Below are 16,880 nucleotides of genomic sequence, written 5' to 3'. Positions count from 1 at the left end.
AAGAAGTGGACGATGCCATTGCGGGACTGGAAGGGAGCACTTAACCGCTTCACTATCCAGTTTGAAGAACGGATGAAGCCGAATTAAACGAAATTCCGTTTACACAAAATCCAGCACACCCTCGGCGGTATTGCTTTCTAAATACTTTTGGGCATCATATATCAGGCTCTGGGCTTGTGCGATTGATTGTTTATGCGGATGCTTACACGGCGCATAGTTGACGCATGCTACGATATCAGTCTATCAATCTTGGTTGATGCTTCGCAACGTCAAAACCCAATCAATTTCCTAAAGGTTCCTGCATGTGGATCGATACGCATTGCCATCTGGGCGCTGCCGAATTTTCTGGCGAGCAGGCCTCGGTTGCGTCTGAAGCCGCACGGCAGCAGGTGGAATGGATCGTCATACCGGCGGTCGAGCGCGCCAATTTCGGGGTCGTCGCCAGCCATGCGGCGCAGTTACCGAACTGCACTTACGCATTAGGTATTCATCCGCTGTATGTACCGCAGGCTGACGTATCCGATTTGCTGGCGTTGCGCGCGGCGATTGTTTCGGCAATGGCCGATCCGCGTTTCGTGGCAATTGGCGAAATCGGTCTGGACTTTTTTGTTCTCGGCATGGAGCAAGGCCCGTTGCGCGAAAAACAGGAGTATTTCTATGTCGAGCAGTTGAAACTGGCCCGCGAGTTTGCGTTGCCGGTGCTGCTGCATGTGCGGCGCTCGCAAGATATTCTTTTGAAACATTTGCGCCGCATCAAGGTGGCGGGCGGGATCGCCCACGCATTCAACGGCAGCTTTCAACAAGCCGAGTCTTTTGTCCGGCTCGGTTTCCGGCTCGGTTTTGGCGGCGCGATGACGTTCACGCGTGCTTTACAGATTCGCCGCTTGGCCGCCGAGTTGCCGATTGCTGCGCTGGTGCTGGAAACCGATGCCCCGGATATGTCGCCATCCTGGCTGCATCCGAAAAAAAACAGTCCTCACGAGATTCCGCGGATCGGCGCGGCGCTGGCCGAATTGCGTGGCATGACAGTTACTGAGCTGGCGCGCGTAACCTCCGCTAACGCCCGCGCCGCGTTGCCGCGCCTGGCAGCGCTGCGCTAAGTCGGACTGGAATGCGCAGCGCCCTTGTTGGCTTCGTGCTTGGGGTTGTCTTTTTGCAAATGCAGGCGGGATTGTGCGCGAGCTGGCTGCTGATCTGTCTGCTGGTGCTGCCGACGGCCGCGTTCATCATCGCTGGCAAAGCGCGTTTTCGCTGGCTTGAATTATCTACAAAATTTATCGCCGGTATGTTGTTCGGATTCGCCTGGGCGGGATTGTTCGCTCAATATTATCTGCAACAGGAATTGCCCCCAGAGTGGGAGGGGCGAGACATTACGCTGATCGGAGTGGTCGATGGCTTGCCTTCGCATTTTGAGCGTGGCGTCAGCTTCACCTTTGCTGTCGAGCGAGTGCTGGAACAGGGGGGGCAAATTGCCGGTTGTGCCAAGGCGCTTGTCGTTGGCCTGGTATCCTCCCTCTGCTTATGCTGAAGAAGGGCAGGACGAGACTGTCGAGTCGATCATGCCCGGCATCCTGGCAGGATCTCGCCAGCAGTTGACCGTGCGTTTGAAGCGTCCTCATGGCAATGCCAATCCCCATTTGTTCGACTACGAAGCCTGGTTGTTGGAACGCAATCTGCGTACCACCGGCTATGTGCGCCCGGATCGCAAGCAGGATCTGAAGAACCACATGCTTACAACGTTTGTGCTCAGCCCGGGAAATTTGATTCAGGTGGCGCGCAGCAGTTTGCGCGAGCGCATTCTGAATGCTTTGCCGGAGCATCGCTACGCCGGTGTGCTGGTGGCGCTGGTGATCGGCGATCAACGCGCCATCGATCAGTCCGATTGGGAAGTGTTCAATCGTACCGGGGTGAGTCATCTGGTCGCCATTTCAGGTTTACATATTACGATGATCGCTGCTCTTTTTGCCTCTGTCATGGGGGCGCTTTGGCGCCGTTCTTTTTTACCGGAGCCAGATTGCCGTTAGTGTTGCCGGCGCAGAAGGTTGCGGCGGCGAGCGGCGCACTGGCGGCGCTTGTGTATGTGCTTCTGACCGGATTCGGGGTGCCGGCGCAACGTACTTTGTACATGTTGCTGGTGGTTGTGCTGGCGTTGTGGGGCGGGCGGATTGTCAGTGTTTCGCATGTCCTTTGCATGGCGTTGGCATTGGTATTGCTGATTGATCCGTGGGCGGTGCTTTGGCCTGGGTTCTGGCTATCGTTCTGTGCCGTCGGGGTTATCCTTTACACCGGACTTGGACGGATGCAAGCGGCCAGCACCCAAGCGGCATCGAAAGCCGACAATTGGTGGCGCGGTGTCAAGGCGGCCGGCATGAAGCAATATGCGGTGACCATCGGTTTGTTGCCTTTGACGGTGTTGCTGTTTGGGCGAGTATCGCTGATCGGGCCGCTTGCCAATGCCTTCGCTATTCCTTTGATCGGCTTGCTTGTGACGCCGCTGGCTCTGGCCGGCAGCGTACTACCGGCGCCGTTGTCACGCTGGCTGTTGCTTGCGGCACACGCGCTGGTGGAACAATTGGCGCAATTTCTGAACTGGCTCAGCGCAATGCCGTTTTCGGTATGGCAAGCGGCGGCGCCTCGTCCGTGGACGATCGCGATCGCGCTGTTGGCTACCTTGTGGATACTAGCGCCGCGCGGCTGGCCGTTGCGTTGGCTCGCATTATTCGGCTGGTTACCGTTGCTGCTTGACGGCGGTAGCCGACCCGCTGAAGGAGAAATGCGGGTCACTGCGCTCGATGTCGGACAGGGCATGGCCGTGCTGGTGGAGACGCCCCGGCAGTGTTTGTTGTACGACACTGGCCCGGGCTACGGTGGCAAGTCCGATGCGGGTAGCCGCATTATTATTCCCTATTTGCGGGCGCGCGGCATCGATACGCTAGATACACTGATCATTTCGCATGCCCATATCGATCATGCTGGCGGCGCCTTGTCGATCATGAAGGGGATCAACGTGGTGGAGGTATATTCATCGCTTGCCCACACCCATCCGATTGCCGTTGCCGCTACCGATCATCGACGTTGCTACGACGGCCAGGCTTGGCAATGGGGACAGACGCGCTTTGAAATGCTGTATCCGCAGGCCGGTCTATACGCGCCGCCGCTGGGGAAAAAGCACAACCCGAATGCCATCAGCTGCACTATCAAGATTACGCATGGAGATCATGCCATTGTGCTGCCGGGAGATATCGAGGCGATTCAGGAAGCGCAACTGGTGGAGGTGCATGCAGGGCGGTTGAAGGCGACGGTTCTGCTGGCTCCGCATCATGGCAGCGGTACTTCCTCGACGCCGGCTCTTCTTAATGAAGTCGATCCTCAAATTGCATTGTTTCAGGTTGGATATCGCAATCGTTTCCAGCATCCCAAGCAGCAAGTGCTGCAGCGATACATCGATCTGGGCGTCAAGGTTTTGCGCAGCGATGAGGACGGCGCAATCATGTTGAAATTCGATACGGACGTCTCCGCGGCCACATACCGGGAGCAGCATCGCCGATATTGGTACGGCCGTTAGCTCTCCTGCAGGCGCATGCGATCCTGAACGGGGACTCTAAAATTCCCTTTGTCGCGCCTGTGTTTTGGGTCTTTAATGGGCCTGAATAATAGCCCTGAATAATTGACCTGAATAATTGACCTGAATAATAGCCATAAATATAGCCCTAAAATTAAAACCGTTTTTTTCAGCTATGACCTATCCGACTCGACCGATTTTGCACTTCATTCATGGCAACAGCTTCCCGGCCGGTACATACCGGCAATTCCTTGATTATTTACGAGACGACTACGACGTTCGTTCGCTGGATATTCACGCTCATAATCCAAAATATCCTGTGACTGATGGCTGGCCGGCTTTGGTGCAGGAGTTGATCGACGAATTGGCGGCCCGTTACGATCAGCCGGTGATCATGGTTGGCCACTCGATGGGCGGTGCGTTGGCGCTGCTGGCGGCGCAAAAGCGTCCAGACCTGGCGCGCTGCGTAGTGATGCTCGATACGCCGGTGGTGGTTGGCTGGCGTGCCGGTTTGCTGCGCGGCGCAAAGGCGCTGGGCCTGGATAACCGTGTCTCGCAGGCGCGGTTTTCGGCCAGGCGTCGCAATCTGTGGCCAAGTGCGCAAGCTGCCTATGAGCATTTCGCCAGCAAGCAGGTGTTCGCCAATTGGGCGCCGCAGGTGCTGCGTGACTACATCAATTACGGCCTGGAAGAGGAGCAGGGCAATATGGTCCTGCGCTTCCGGCGCGATATCGAAACAGCTGTCTATCGGACCCTGCCGCATGACATGGGCCGCGTGCTGAAGCGACAGTTCCCGCTGCCCATCGGTTTTGTCGGCGGAGTTGATTCGGTCGAATGCCGACAAGCCGGGCTGGAGGCTACCAAGCGCCTGGTAGGAAAGTTTTTCCGGCAAATTCCAGGTGGCCACCTGTTCCCGATGGAGACGCCGGAACTGGCCGCCGCAACCACGCGGCAAATGATTGAAGCGTTACTGGCGCCGCACAGTGGAGAAAGTTAACTGGTCAATTCGACGCTCTTTACCCTGGCATGTTGTACGATACAGGGCTATTTCCATCGAATATTGCCATATCATCAACAAAGAAATCCAAGCAAGATGTAAACAAGTCCAAGCAAAGCGGTAGTCTGACCCGCGCACTTCTATTGAGTATCGGCGGCCTGTTGCTGGCAGGCGCAGTCATCGGCGGATTGCTGGTGACCTATGCTCTGGTGGTCATGATGCCGCAATTACCGGATCTTGACGCCATCACCGATTATCGGCCCAAGGTGCCGCTGCGTATCTATACAGCCGATCATGTCCTGATCGGCGAATTCGGCGAAGAGCGACGTAGTCTGGTCAAGCTCAATGATATTCCGGCCGACATGAAGAATGCGGTGTTGGCGATCGAAGATGCGCGTTTCTATCAGCATGGCGGGGTAGATGTGATCGGCATCCTGCGCGCGGTCCTGACCGACACCATGCATGGCGGTGCGACGCAAGGCGCCAGCACCATCACGATGCAGGTCGCGCGCAACGTCTTCTTGTCGAGCGAGAAAACCTATTCACGCAAGATCTACGAAATGCTGCTGGCCTACAAGATCGAGACTGCGTTAAGCAAGGATCAGATCCTTGAGGTCTATATGAATCAGATCTACCTCGGGCAGCGCTCGTTCGGCTTCGCTGCGGCAGCTCGCACCTATTTTGGCAAGGACCTGAAGGACGTCACACTAGCGCAGGCGGCGATGCTGGCCGGTTTGCCCAAAGCGCCGTCGGCTTACAATCCGGTGGTCAATCCGAAGCGCGCCAGAATCCGCCAGGAATACATCCTGAAGCGCATGCTGGAGCTGAAATTCATCAGTCCGGACCAATACAAACAGGCTGTGGCGGAGGATATTCAGGTCAAGACCAAAGGTAACAACTACAGCGTGCACGCTGAATACGCGATTGAAATGGTGCGCCAGATGTTGTACGCCCAATACAAGGAGGATACCTACACGCGCGGCCTGACCGTCATCACTACGCTCAACGCCGCTGACCAAAAGGCGGCGTATGACGCGGTACGTAAAGGTGTGATGGATTACGATCGTCGTCATGGTTATCGCGGCCCGGAAGCAACCATCGAACTGCCGCCCGCCGGCGATGATCGCGACCAGGCAATCGAGGATGCGTTGCAAGATCGTCCTGATAATGACGACATCTTACCGGCAGTGGTGCTGAGCGCCGATGCCAAGCAGGTGCAAGTGATGTTGCGTAGCGATAATACGGTGACGATCAGCGGCGAAGGCTTGCGTCTGGCGGCATCGGCGTTGAGCCCAAAGGCAGCAAAAGGACTGCGTATCCAGCCGGGATCAGTGATTCGCGTCATCAATACCGCCAAGGGCTGGCAGATTACCCAATTGCCGCAGGTCGAGGCGACCATGGTTTCATTGGTGCCGCAAACCGGTGCAATCCGGGCGTTGGTCGGCGGCTTCGATTTCAACCAAAACAAATTCAATCACGTCACCCAAGCCTGGCGTCAGCCGGGTTCGACTTTCAAGCCGTTCATTTATTCGGCGGCATTGGAAAAAGGCTTCGGTCCGGCATCGATCATCAACGATGCGCCGGTATCCTATCCTGGTGCCCCAGGCCAAGGCCCCTGGGAGCCGAAGGATGACGACCAGCCCGATGGGCCGATGCCGATGCGCACCGGCTTGCAGCGCTCAAAGAATCTGGTGTCGATCCGTCTGCTGGACGCCATCGGAGTCAAGTACGCGCAGGAATTTGTGAGCAGTCACTTTGGTTTCGATATCGATAAAACTCCGCCGTACCTGCCGTTGGCTTTAGGTGCCGGGCAGGTCACGCCGCTGCAGTTGGTGAGTGCCTATGCGGTATTGGCGAATGGCGGCTATCGCGTCAACCCCTATCTGATCGCGCAGGTGACCGACGCGCGCGGCGTCGAACTGTCCAAGGTTGAGCCACAAATAGCAGGGCAAAACGCAACGCGTGTGCCCGATGCGCGCAATAGCTACATCATGACCAGTCTGTTGCAATCGGTGGCGCAACGGGGCACCGGCGCTGGCACCAATGTATTGCGTCGCACCGACCTTGCCGGCAAGACCGGTACCACCAACGATGCCTTCGACGGGTGGTTCGCGGGTTATCAGAACGGCTTGGCGGCGGTAGCCTGGATGGGTTACGACCAGCCGAAGACCCTCGGCAGCCGTGAATTCGGCGCCCAATTGGCATTGCCGATCTGGACCGAGTACATGGCGCGCGCGTTGCGTGGGGTTCCGGAATACCAGATGCCGATGCCAGCGGGCATAACCGTGATCGACAATGAATTTTATTTCGATAATTTTACGCCGGGCAATGGCTTCATTGCCTCGCTAGGCTTGGGCGGCGGCAGTGCCCCGCTCGAGATAGGCCCTGACGGCGTGCCTGTGGCGCGCGCGCCAGCCGCGGTGGCGCCGATGACGAGCCAAGAGGACGAGAAGCAGAATATTCTCAAGTTATTTGGCGGGCATTGAATCCGCGCGGATTCTGAAGGTTGATAAAAAACCGGCAATCTTTGTTAATGAGATTGCCGGTTTTTTGTGGGCAGACAAATAAGCTGGTCTTTGTTTTGCGCGTATAGATTTTCTGTTACGACAATATGGATCGAAGCTCCGCAGGGCCTGGCTTAAAGGGGGGGTGGAATGCCTTTTTCTATGCGCTGCACGTACGTGTACCGGTTGTGCATGGCTGGCGGCGAGAGAAGAGCAATCGCGATTTCTGAACGGGGGTTGCTGAAGTCCTGAATCGTCAGCTCGCCAAGCTGCCCCAGAGGCTAATCGGTTTGTGCTCAACAGGCCTTCCAGGCTTGGCTACCGGTAGCGGCCAATGATTAACCACATGAAATTACTGTGGCCAAGCATGCTGCAAAATCTGCTGTTGCAGATGCGCAGCCGCCAACGTGCCGTAGACGCGGCCGCCGGCTGCTTCATTGCGACTGCTGATGAAGGCGTCGGCAATTGCGGTCGGCGTGTGCTACAACATCAGTGCGCCCTGGACTGTCAGCACCAGTTTTTGTACAAAGCGGCGCGCCAGCATTTCGCGTTGTTGCGGCGGTGTCGCCAAGTCCTTGCGCAATTCATCCAGCATGCTGCGCAGACCGGCGTGACTTGCCGCCACCTCGGCCAGTTGTGCCAGCAGCAGACCAAAGCCGGCCGGTTCGCGTTCAATCGCCCGCAGCACGTCCAGGCACATCACATTGCCGGAACGCTCCCAAATCGAATTGACCGGCGCTTCCCGATAGAAGCGCGCCATCGGTCCGGTTTCAACATAGCCGTTGCCGCCCCAAACTTCCATGCATTCACCGGTAAACTCCAGCGCCCGTTTGCAAATCCAAAACTTGGCTGCTGGTGTAACGATGCGGCGCCAGGCACGTTGCAGCGGATCTTCCGGGTGTTCAAATGCACTTGCCAGTTGCAGCATCAGCAGCGTTGCCGCTGCGCTTTCCAGCGCCAGGTCGGACAGCACGTTTTGCATCAGCGGTTGTTCGGCCAGGCGGCGTCCGAAAGCGCTGCGGTGGCGTGCATGGTGCAGCGCCTGCAGCAACGCCTGGCGCATCAGGCCAGAAGCGCCAATGACGCAATCGAGGCGGGTGTGGTTGGCCATTTCGATGATGGTCGGAATGCCGCGGCCTTCGGCGCCTACCATGATGCCGAAAGCGTCCTTGAATTCAACCTCGCTGCTGGAGTTTGAGCGGTTACCGAGCTTGTCTTTGAGGCGCTGGATCTGGATCGGATTTTTGCTGCCGTCCGGCTACCAGCGCGGCACGAAGAAACAACTCAAGCCCATCTCGGTGCGCGCCAGCACCAGGTGGGCATCGCACATCGGTGCCGAGAAAAACCACTTGTGGCCGTTCAGCAGGTAGCCGGCACCGCGCCCGCCGCCGCCTGTCATTGGCGTTGCCGTCGTGGTGTTGCTGCGCACGTCGGAGCCGCCTTGCTTTTCCGTCATGCCCATACCGATAAGGACAGAAGTCTTGTGTTCAAGCGGCAGATCGCGCGCATCATGTTGGCATGATAATAATTTTCCTTGCAGCACTGCAAACAGCGCCGGTTCCTGTTGCAGGACCGGAATCGAAGCAAAGGTCATGGTGGTCGGGCAGAGCGAACCAGCCTCGACCTGAGCGTGCAGGAAATAGCCAGCGGCACGCGCTACGTGGCTGCCGCTGTGCGGCTTGATCCACGGCAGGGCGTGCAGCCCTTCGCGGCGCAACAAGCCAAGCAACGCATGCCATGATGGATGGAATTCGACAACGTCGATGCGCTTGCCGAGGCGGTCGAAAGTGCTCAGTTCGGGCTGATGGCGGTTCGCCAGCTCGGCCAGTTGCCAGGTTTCGCGGCTGCCCGGTTCGGCGCCGTAGCGCGCCAGGTCGGCGGCGTGCCATTCTGCGTGCAGGCGTTTTACGCCGGCCTGCAGGGCCGGATCGTCAAGGAAAAGGTTGTTGCCGTAGAGCTCTGCGACTTGATTATTCATTTCCTGGGTTTCCACTGGCATGATCGATCTCCTGGTATTTTTGTCAGCTCAATGAGCGTTTGATTCTACAGTCTGGCTCTCTATCTTGTCATAGTTTCCCGGCCCCAGAGCAATGCCGGATCGAGCGTTTCCTCAGTTCGGCCCGGGCCGGCCGCGGCTGAAGATGTTTGCCGCAGAAAAATGGCACGCCGACGCAAGTTTAAAAAGCGTGTTGTTCGCGTCTGTCAGGTAAAATGTCGCTAGTTCCAGCTAATCAGCATTTCACAACCAACAGCGCATACTCGCTCCTTCGCAATCATATGTCCTACCAAGTTCTCGCCCGTAAATATCGCCCCAGAAGCTTCGATACACTGGTCGGCCAGGAACACGTCGTACGGGCTCTGACGCATGCGTTGGAGCAGCAGCGCTTGCATCATGCCTATCTGTTCACCGGCACGCGCGGTGTTGGCAAGACCACCTTGTCGCGGATTCTGGCGAAATCGCTCAATTGCATCGGCGTTGACGGCAATGGAGGCATTACTGCTAAGCCCTGCGGTGTGTGCGAAGCCTGCGTGGCGATTGATGCCGGCCGTTTCGTCGACTACATCGAGATGGATGCAGCGTCCAACCGCGGCGTCGATGAAATGGCGCAACTGCTGGAGCAGGCCGTGTATGCGCCGTCTAACGCGCGCTTCAAGGTCTACATGATCGACGAAGTCCACATGCTGACCAATCATGCGTTCAATTCAATGCTCAAGACGCTGGAAGAGCCGCCCGAACATGTCAAGTTCATTCTGGCCACCACCGATCCGCAGAAAATTCCAGTAACAGTGCTCTCGCGTTGCCTGCAGTTCAACCTCAAGCAGATGCCGCCGGGGCATATCATCAGCCACCTGGACAACATCCTGGGGCAGGAACAAATTGAATTTGAAACTCCGGCCTTGCGGCTGCTGGCACAGGGGGCGCATGGCGCGATGCGCGATGCCTTGTCGCTGACCGACCAGGCAATTGCGTATGCCGCCGGCAAGGTCACCCTGGAAGCAGTGCAGGGCATGCTGGGAGCACTCGATCAGTCTTACCTGATTCGTGTGCTTGATGCACTGGCGGCCAAGGATGGCGCCGCTCTGCTGGCGGTGGCCGACGACATGGCCACGCGCAGCTTGTCCTACAGCGCCGCACTGCAAGATCTCGGCACTCTGCTGCATCGTATCGCGCTGGCGCAGAGCGTGCCGGCTGCGCTGGCCGACGATTTGCCTGAGCGCGAAGAAATCATCCGTTTGGCTGGATTGTTCGATGCCGAAGAAGTGCAGTTGTTTTACCAGATCGCGGTACACGGCCGTAACGAATTAGGGTTGGCGCCGGATGAATACGCCGGATTCTCGATGACCTTGTTGCGCATGCTGGCGTTCCGCCCACAGTCCGATGGCAGCACTGTGGCGGCAGCAGCGCCAGCGAGGCCGCGCCCACAGCCTGCCGTTGCACCGGCAGCAGCGCCGCTGTCGCGCCCGGCGCAGGTGGCATCTGCCACCCCCGCGACATCCACGACATCTGCTGCGGCGCGCTTGACTGGTACCGCGCCGACTGCCAGCATCAGTGCGCCGGTAGCGCGCACTGATATCAGTGGCATGAGTCCGGCCCGGGCAGCTTTGGAGGCGGCGCGTGCGGCGTCTTCGCGCAAGGTTGGTGCGGCACGCTCTGCTCAGTCAGCGGTAGCGGCTGCTGCTGCTCCGGCGGCGCAGGCTGGTCCGGTTTCGGTTGCTGCCAAACCAGCCGCACCATCCGTGCCAGAATACGTGCCGCAAAATTCGTCCATGCCGCCTTGGGAGGAGGATATTCCTCTGCCCACAGATTTGCCGGATACCGATTTTTCCAGTTCGGTGGCTGAAAAAAAAACTGAAACGTATTCGCAATCGATGCCGTCGGCGCGCGCTGCTGGTGGAGCTGCGGGGCTTCAAACGCGGCCGCGGTCGCGTGCCGAATCAGTGCCGCAGCCAGTGTCACCAGTGTTGCCAGTGTCGCAGCCAGCCGTTGCGCCGCAGCAGTTGCCGCCCTTGGTTCTGCAGCCAGTCCCCAGCCTGAATTGGGATGGTAACTGGCCGCTGCTGGCAGCCAACCTGGCGGTGCGTGGCGTGGTTCAGCAACTGGCGCTGCAGAGTGAGCTGGTCAATTGCGAGAGCAGTGGCGCCGTCGTGCAGTTCAATTTGCGGATTCCGTTTGCTACTTTGCGCTCGGCAGCCGGTAGCGTCGATAAACTGGCGGCTGCACTCGGCGAACATTTCGGTTGCACGGTGAAGATTGAAACCGAACTGGGCACGGTGCATCACACCACTCATGCACAGGCGATGGCGGCGCAGGCCGAGCGGCAGCGTCTGGCGGAACAGACAGCACAGAATGACCCGTTCATCCAGAGCATGGTGCGTGAATTTGGCGCGTCGATTGTGCCGGGGTCGATTCGGCCATTGGATTGAGGGAGTTTTGGAGATTGAATCTCTCTCCTGTTATTTTTTTGCAATTTAAGCGGTTTTTTACTTGATCAGTTGGGGGGGCAGAGTAATTCACCACGCTTCAGTGGCGCCTGAACTCTGTTCCGCAATTTTTTTACTTAGGAGAAGCACCATGATGAAGGGTCAACTGGCAGGGCTGATGAAACAAGCTCAGGCAATGCAGGACAACATGAAGAAGATGCAAGACCAACTGGCCTTGATCGAAGTTGAAGGTGAGTCGGGCGCGGGCCTGGTGGAAGTCTTGATGACTTGCAAGAACGCCGTTAAACGTGTGTCGATTGACGCGTCGTTGCTGGCCGACGATAAGGACATGCTGGAAGATCTGGTTGCCGCTGCTTTTAACGATGCGGTGCGCAAGGCAGAGGCGTTGTCGGCGGAAAAAATGTCGGGTTTGACCGCCGGCATGCCAGCCGGTTTCAAGATGCCGTTCTGATTCTGCTGCGGATGAAAGAAAGATTCTTGACGTTGCGTCGCTGGAGATGATGGCCTTACGGGAGGCGATGTTTGCGGCTGCCGTTGCTAAGGCGCAGGCAAGCATCGTTTCGATGGATAGGGTAGCAGCTCGCAGAAGCATGCATTGCAAGGTTGCATTGCACATCCGAAGCGTTACATACTGCTGCAACATTTGCAAAATTTCTGCCCGCCGTTCCCGACGGCGTCACACTACGAATCGGTTTTTTGAACGCAAGGTCTGATGTGAAAACCCCCTCCAGCCTTACATTGCTGACTGAAGCCCTGCGTCATCTGCCGGGTGTCGGCCCCAAATCGGCCCAACGCATGGCGTATCACCTGTTACAGCACGACCGTGATGGCGCCGCGCTGTTGGGGTGTGCGTTGACGCAAGCTGTCGAACAGATTCGCCACTGTGCGTTGTGCAATACCTTTACCGAGAACGAGGTATGCGAAACCTGTCTTGATCCAGAGCGGGATTCGAGCTTGTTGTGTGTGGTTGAAACCCCCACCGATCAATTGATGATTGAGCAGACTCTTACCTTTAAGGGCTTATATTTCGTGTTGATGGGGCGCTTGTCGCCGTTGGACGGCATTGGCCCCAAAGACATTCAGCTAGAAAAACTGGTGGGACGCGCCACCGATGGTGTGGTGAGTGAAGTGGTGCTGGCCACTAATTTCACCAACGAGGGCGAGGCGACGGCACACTACATCAGCGAAACCATGAAGGCCCGTGGCCTGCAGGTAAGCCGTCTGGCGCGTGGTGTGCCGGTCGGCGGCGAACTTGAATACGTCGATGCCGGCACCATCGCGCGCGCCATGCTGGATCGCCGGGCGACCTGAACCCTGATCAGGCAATAAACAGAGCGGCCAACTGAGGACAACAATTCGTTTATAGGCGACGCAATATGAGCCATGTAACATAAGCCACACAACATAAGCCACGCGAGATGGCAGCATAAAATGACGTAGCGCTGTCGCCGGCAACGCTACAGCAACCTTGGAATATCGATTGATACTTGAGGAGACAAGCAAAATGAAATTCAATTGGAAGCAGTGCGGCATCGCCCTTTGCCTGTTCCTGGCGGGGTACTTTACGTTCAATGGCAAGCTGTTTGCGCAGACTCCGGAAAAGACCGGGGTGTCGATCGCGGTCGGCGGCAAGAACCTGTTTTACTACCTGCCCTTGACCATTGCCGAGCAGCTAGGTTATTTCAAAGATGAAGGATTGGATGTCCAGATTTCCGATTTTGCAGGCGGCGCCAAGGCGTTGCAGGCACTGATTGGTGGTAGCGCTGATGTGGTGTCGGGTGCGTTTGAGCACACCATCAGCATGCAGGGCAAAAACCAGCATATCGTGGCGTTCGTGCTGCAGGGCCGGGCCCCGCAAATCGTCATGGGCGTCTCCAACAAGACCATGCCCAACTACAAATCGATTGCCGATCTGAAGGGCAAGAAGATCGGTGTCACCGCCCCCGGTTCATCGACCAGCATGATGTCCAACTTTGTCCTCGCCAAAGGCGGTCTGAAGCCTGCCGATGTCTCGTATATCGGTGTCGGCGCATCGTCTGGCGCTTTGTCGGCGTTGCGCTCCGGTTCAATCGACGTGATCGTCAATCTCGATCCTGTGATCACCATGATGCAGCAGGATAATGAAATCCGCATCATCTCCGACACCCGCGCGCTGAAGGATACTAATGCCGTATTTGGCGGCCCGATGCCGGCGGCGACCTTGTACGCGTCGGCCGATTTTATTAAAAAATATCCGAACACCACGCAGGCGCTGACCAACGCCATGGTGCGCGCCCTCAAGTGGCTGCAAAAGGCCGAGCCGTCGGATATCGTCAAGGCTGTTCCGGAAAATTATCTGTTAGGTGACCGCGCGTTGTATGTCGATGCTTTCTCGAAGGTGCGTGAGGCGATTTCCCCGGACGGCTATATCCCCGATGCCGGGCCGCAAGTGGCGCTGCGTACCCTGCAAGCTTTTGATCCCGAGCTGGCGTCGAAGAATATCGACCTGTCGCAAACCTACACCAATGAGTTTGTGAAAAAGACCAACGTCAAATATAAATAACGGCCTGTCGCAAGAGCTTGTGTGCGCTTGTGTGCTGCCGTCTGGTGGTAGTGCATGAGCCCCTGCGTTTGCCTGCAGACTGCTGCAGCAAGCGGTAAACAAATCCTCCTCGCAGCCATGACTCCAGCTCTATTTTTCAACAGTATCAGTTGCACCTTCGTGTCCAAGGATGATCGGTCACAGCGTTATACCGCGGTGGCCGATCATCCTTGTCGATCGCGCCTGGCGAATTTGTCTCCGTGGTCGGGCCGACCGGCTGCGGCAAATCCACCTTGCTCAATGTCGGCGCCGGATTGCTGCGCCCATCCAGCGGGCGCGTCGAGGTGTTCGGTGAGCCGCTGCCAGACATCAATCGTCGCGCCGGCTATATGTTCCAGGCCGAGGCGCTGATGCCTTGGCGCAGCGCGCTGCAAAATGTCATCGCCGGCCTGCAGTATCGGGATGCAGATGAAACTCAGGCGCGTCAACTGGGTGAGGAATGGCTGGCGCGGGTCGGTCTGCAAGGGTTTGGTGACCGCTATCCGCATCAATTGTCGGGTGGTATGCGTAAGCGGGTGGCGCTGGCGCAGACATTGATACTTGATCCGGACATCATCCTGATGGACGAACCATTTTCGGCGCTGGATATCCAGACCCGGCAACTGATGGAAAACGAAGTTCTCGATTTATGGAGCGCCAAGCGCAAGGCGGTGCTGCTCATCACGCACGACCTGGACGAGGCGATTGCGATGTCGGATCGCGTGGTGGTGCTCTCGGCTGGTCCCGGCACGCATCCTATCGGCGAATTCACGATCGATCTGCCGCGGCCGCGCGATGTCGCTGAAATCCGTAACGAGCCACGTTTTGTCGAACTGCACCAGCAGATTTGGAGCGTATTGCGCGATGAAGTATTGAAGGGCTATCAGCAGCAAAAGAAAGTTGTATAGAGGCCGCTCTTCAGGCATCTGCCGGTAACCAGAAAGAAGGAAGGATAGACAGCATCATGTGGAAAGCGATCAAGCCGAATTATAAAAACCTGCACCTCTACCAAGCCTTGGTCCTGCTAGTGTTTTTCGTCATCTGGCACCTGGCGACACGCAATCCGCAAACCGCCTTTTTCTTTGGCGAACCGATCAAGGTGCTAGCGCGGGTTTGGCAATGGTTCACCGTCGGCAGCGGCACGCTGGAAATCGGCTTGGGCGACCATACCTGGTTCAAGCTGACATTTCTGGCAGAGATTTATTCGCACCTGCTGGTCACGCTGACCGAAACCATGCTGGCATTCGGTATCGGCACCATCATGAGCTTAGGCGTAGGTTTGTGGCTGGCCTTGTCGCCATTGACATCGGCTATTCTTGATCCCTACATTAAGGCATCGAATGCCATGCCACGGGTGATTCTGGCACCGATCTTTGCGATGTGGTTCGGGCTCGGCATCTGGTCCAAGGTGGCGCTGGCCGTGACGCTGGTGTTTTTCATCGTGTTCTTCAATGTCTATCAGGGCGTCCGCGAAGTCAGTCCGGTGGTGCTGGCGAATGCGCGCATGCTGGGGGCCAGCCAACGTCAATTGTTGCGCACCGTGTATCTCCCTTCTGCTACTTCCTGGGTGTTTTCCAGCCTGCACACTTCAGTCGGATTGGCTTTTGTCGGCGTTATTGTCGGTGAATACCTGGGTTCGGCGTGCGGGGTTGGTTATTTGATTTTGCAGGCTGAAGGCGCGTTTGATATCAATACCGTGTTTGCCGGCATTCTGGTCTTGACTGCCTTTGCGCTGGTGCTGGATACGCTGGTGGGGATGATCGAGAAACGCTTGATGAAGTGGCAGCCCAAGAGCGGTGAGACGGAGCGTTTGTGAGGCACTGCCGGTATGGCCAGCTAGTAGCCATGCCGACAAACATCAATTCGATTTAAATCAAATTGAATTCAACCAAGCGAATTCAACCAAGCGGATTCAACTACGCGAACTCAACTACCTTTGAATGTATCCACGGCCCGTCGCCCAAGTGCCGGGTCGTCGGTAAAAAAGCCGTCGATTCCGGCCTTCAGATAAGCCTGTATTTCGGCTACCGAGCCATCCTCATTGCGGCTTGCCGCCGAACCCTCGCTCTTGAGGCTGTCCGGCAGGAGCGCGTTTTCCGGCCGGAAGGTGTAGGGGTGGACGCGCAAGCCGGCTGCATGGGCATTGCTCACCAGCGCGCTGGGTTTGCCCAAATTACCCATGCTGTCTTGCGGGATGACGCTCAGTTTGTAAGGGCCTACGCCATCGGCGTAGGCCGCCACCTCTTGCATGCCGCTGCCAGTCATCAAATCGCCATAAGTACGCTTGCTGCCAGTGCGCACGAAGTCGGGCGGTTGTACTTTTTCCTCATCCATCAGTTGGATCAGGCGGTAGCGTGGATGGTTGTTACCGATTTTGCTGCGCAGCGTTTTCAGGTTGGCTGTTTCAAAAGACTGGATAAAAACGGTGGCCTGTTTGGCGCTGTAGTCTTGCTGCGCCAGCACCGTCAGCAGGCGATCTTCCAGCGGCAGTCCAATGGACTGGAAATAGCCCGGATGCTTGGTCTCTGGATACAAGTGGATCAGGCGGCCGGTCTTGGCCGACATGTTCTTGGCGAGGGTGATGATTTCTGTCAAGGTGGGTACTTCGAACTGCTCGTCATAATTAACATTGCCAGGCCGGATTTCGGGGATTCTCTCTTGCGCACGCAGTTCCTTGATCTCGGCCAGACTGAGCTTCCCCCGAAATTTAGTCTTCCATAGGTAACGTAAAATCAACGATCCTTTGGAAAGACCAGCAATGAAGAAGATACCAAAACAGATGTACACGGCGGAGTTCAAGGAGCTAGCCGTGCA

Annotated in this window: 12 protein-coding genes and 2 pseudogenes; 12 read left to right on the top strand and 2 right to left on the bottom strand. The window is 57.1% G+C overall.

From position 1 onward, the window contains the following. Nucleotides 1-302: 302 nt before the first annotated feature. The 6 genes from ACIQ0R_RS04980 to ACIQ0R_RS04955 all read left to right on the top strand — a co-directional run bounded on the left by ACIQ0R_RS04980 (nt 303) and on the right by ACIQ0R_RS04955 (nt 7,045). Entirely contained in the window at nt 303-1,100 is a 798-nt protein-coding gene (locus ACIQ0R_RS04980) for a TatD family hydrolase (protein ID WP_395824392.1), read from the top strand. 11 nt (nt 1,101-1,111) lie between these two features. Continuing rightward, the gene (locus ACIQ0R_RS04975) at nt 1,112-1,528 is read left to right on the top strand and encodes a DUF4131 domain-containing protein (RefSeq protein ID WP_395824388.1); all 417 of its coding nucleotides are present in this window, start codon (nt 1,112-1,114) and stop codon (nt 1,526-1,528) included. Then, nucleotides 1,497-2,024 (top strand): ComEC/Rec2 family competence protein, encoded by a 528-nt coding sequence (locus ACIQ0R_RS04970; protein ID WP_395824386.1) that lies wholly within the window; start codon nt 1,497-1,499, stop codon nt 2,022-2,024. Before ACIQ0R_RS04975 ends, ACIQ0R_RS04970 begins: the two co-directional genes overlap by 32 nt. Then, nucleotides 2,024-3,565: a DNA internalization-related competence protein ComEC/Rec2 gene (locus tag ACIQ0R_RS04965; protein ID WP_395824398.1), complete on the top strand. Its 1,542-nt coding sequence runs from the start codon at nt 2,024-2,026 to the stop codon at nt 3,563-3,565. The genes ACIQ0R_RS04970 and ACIQ0R_RS04965 overlap by 1 nt, the downstream gene beginning before the upstream one ends. 172 nt (nt 3,566-3,737) lie before the next feature. Beyond that, nucleotides 3,738-4,559, top strand: coding sequence for an alpha/beta hydrolase (locus tag ACIQ0R_RS04960; RefSeq protein ID WP_395824383.1), 822 nt, complete (start codon nt 3,738-3,740; stop codon nt 4,557-4,559). Between the two features lie 68 nt (nt 4,560-4,627). Further along, on the top strand, nt 4,628-7,045 hold the full coding sequence (locus ACIQ0R_RS04955; protein WP_395824395.1) for a penicillin-binding protein 1A: 2,418 nt from the start codon (nt 4,628-4,630) through the stop codon (nt 7,043-7,045). A gap of 370 nt (nt 7,046-7,415) precedes the next feature. On the opposite strand, the pseudogene ACIQ0R_RS04950 reads toward ACIQ0R_RS04955, so the two are convergent. Then, a pseudogene (locus tag ACIQ0R_RS04950) lies at nt 7,416-9,062 on the bottom strand (isovaleryl-CoA dehydrogenase). A gap of 278 nt (nt 9,063-9,340) precedes the next feature. Between ACIQ0R_RS04950 and ACIQ0R_RS04945 the strand changes: the two are divergent. From ACIQ0R_RS04945 to ACIQ0R_RS04920, 6 genes and pseudogenes are all read left to right on the top strand, one after another. After that, on the top strand, nt 9,341-11,488 hold the full coding sequence (locus ACIQ0R_RS04945; protein ID WP_395824380.1) for a DNA polymerase III subunit gamma/tau: 2,148 nt from the start codon (nt 9,341-9,343) through the stop codon (nt 11,486-11,488). 148 nt (nt 11,489-11,636) lie between these two features. Further along, a complete protein-coding gene (locus ACIQ0R_RS04940) occupies nt 11,637-11,957 on the top strand; it encodes a YbaB/EbfC family nucleoid-associated protein (protein WP_395824377.1) in 321 nt (106 codons plus the stop codon). A 263-nt stretch (nt 11,958-12,220) separates the two neighbouring features. Continuing rightward, nucleotides 12,221-12,817, top strand: a complete 597-nt coding sequence (gene recR / locus ACIQ0R_RS04935) for a recombination mediator RecR (protein WP_395824374.1) — start codon at nt 12,221-12,223, stop codon at nt 12,815-12,817. Nucleotides 12,818-13,010: 193 nt separating this feature from the next. After that, complete coding sequence (locus ACIQ0R_RS04930; RefSeq protein WP_395824371.1) at nt 13,011-14,048, top strand: ABC transporter substrate-binding protein; 1,038 nt, start codon at nt 13,011-13,013, stop codon at nt 14,046-14,048. A gap of 117 nt (nt 14,049-14,165) precedes the next feature. Next, a pseudogene (locus ACIQ0R_RS04925) lies at nt 14,166-14,974 on the top strand (ABC transporter ATP-binding protein). 56 nt (nt 14,975-15,030) lie between these two features. Further along, nucleotides 15,031-15,882 (top strand): ABC transporter permease, encoded by an 852-nt coding sequence (locus tag ACIQ0R_RS04920; RefSeq protein WP_395824367.1) that lies wholly within the window; start codon nt 15,031-15,033, stop codon nt 15,880-15,882. Nucleotides 15,883-15,992: 110 nt separating this feature from the next. Here ACIQ0R_RS04920 and ACIQ0R_RS04915 read toward each other — a convergent pair. Beyond that, a partial coding sequence (locus tag ACIQ0R_RS04915) for a glycerophosphodiester phosphodiesterase family protein (RefSeq protein WP_395824363.1) occupies nt 15,993-16,880 on the bottom strand: 888 nt, incomplete at its 5' end.

Origin of the sequence: Collimonas sp., from assembly GCF_044339385.1 — a bacterium.
Taxonomy (GTDB): Bacteria; Pseudomonadota; Gammaproteobacteria; order Burkholderiales; family Burkholderiaceae_D; genus Collimonas.
This window is presented reverse-complemented; position numbering and strand designations above follow the sequence as displayed.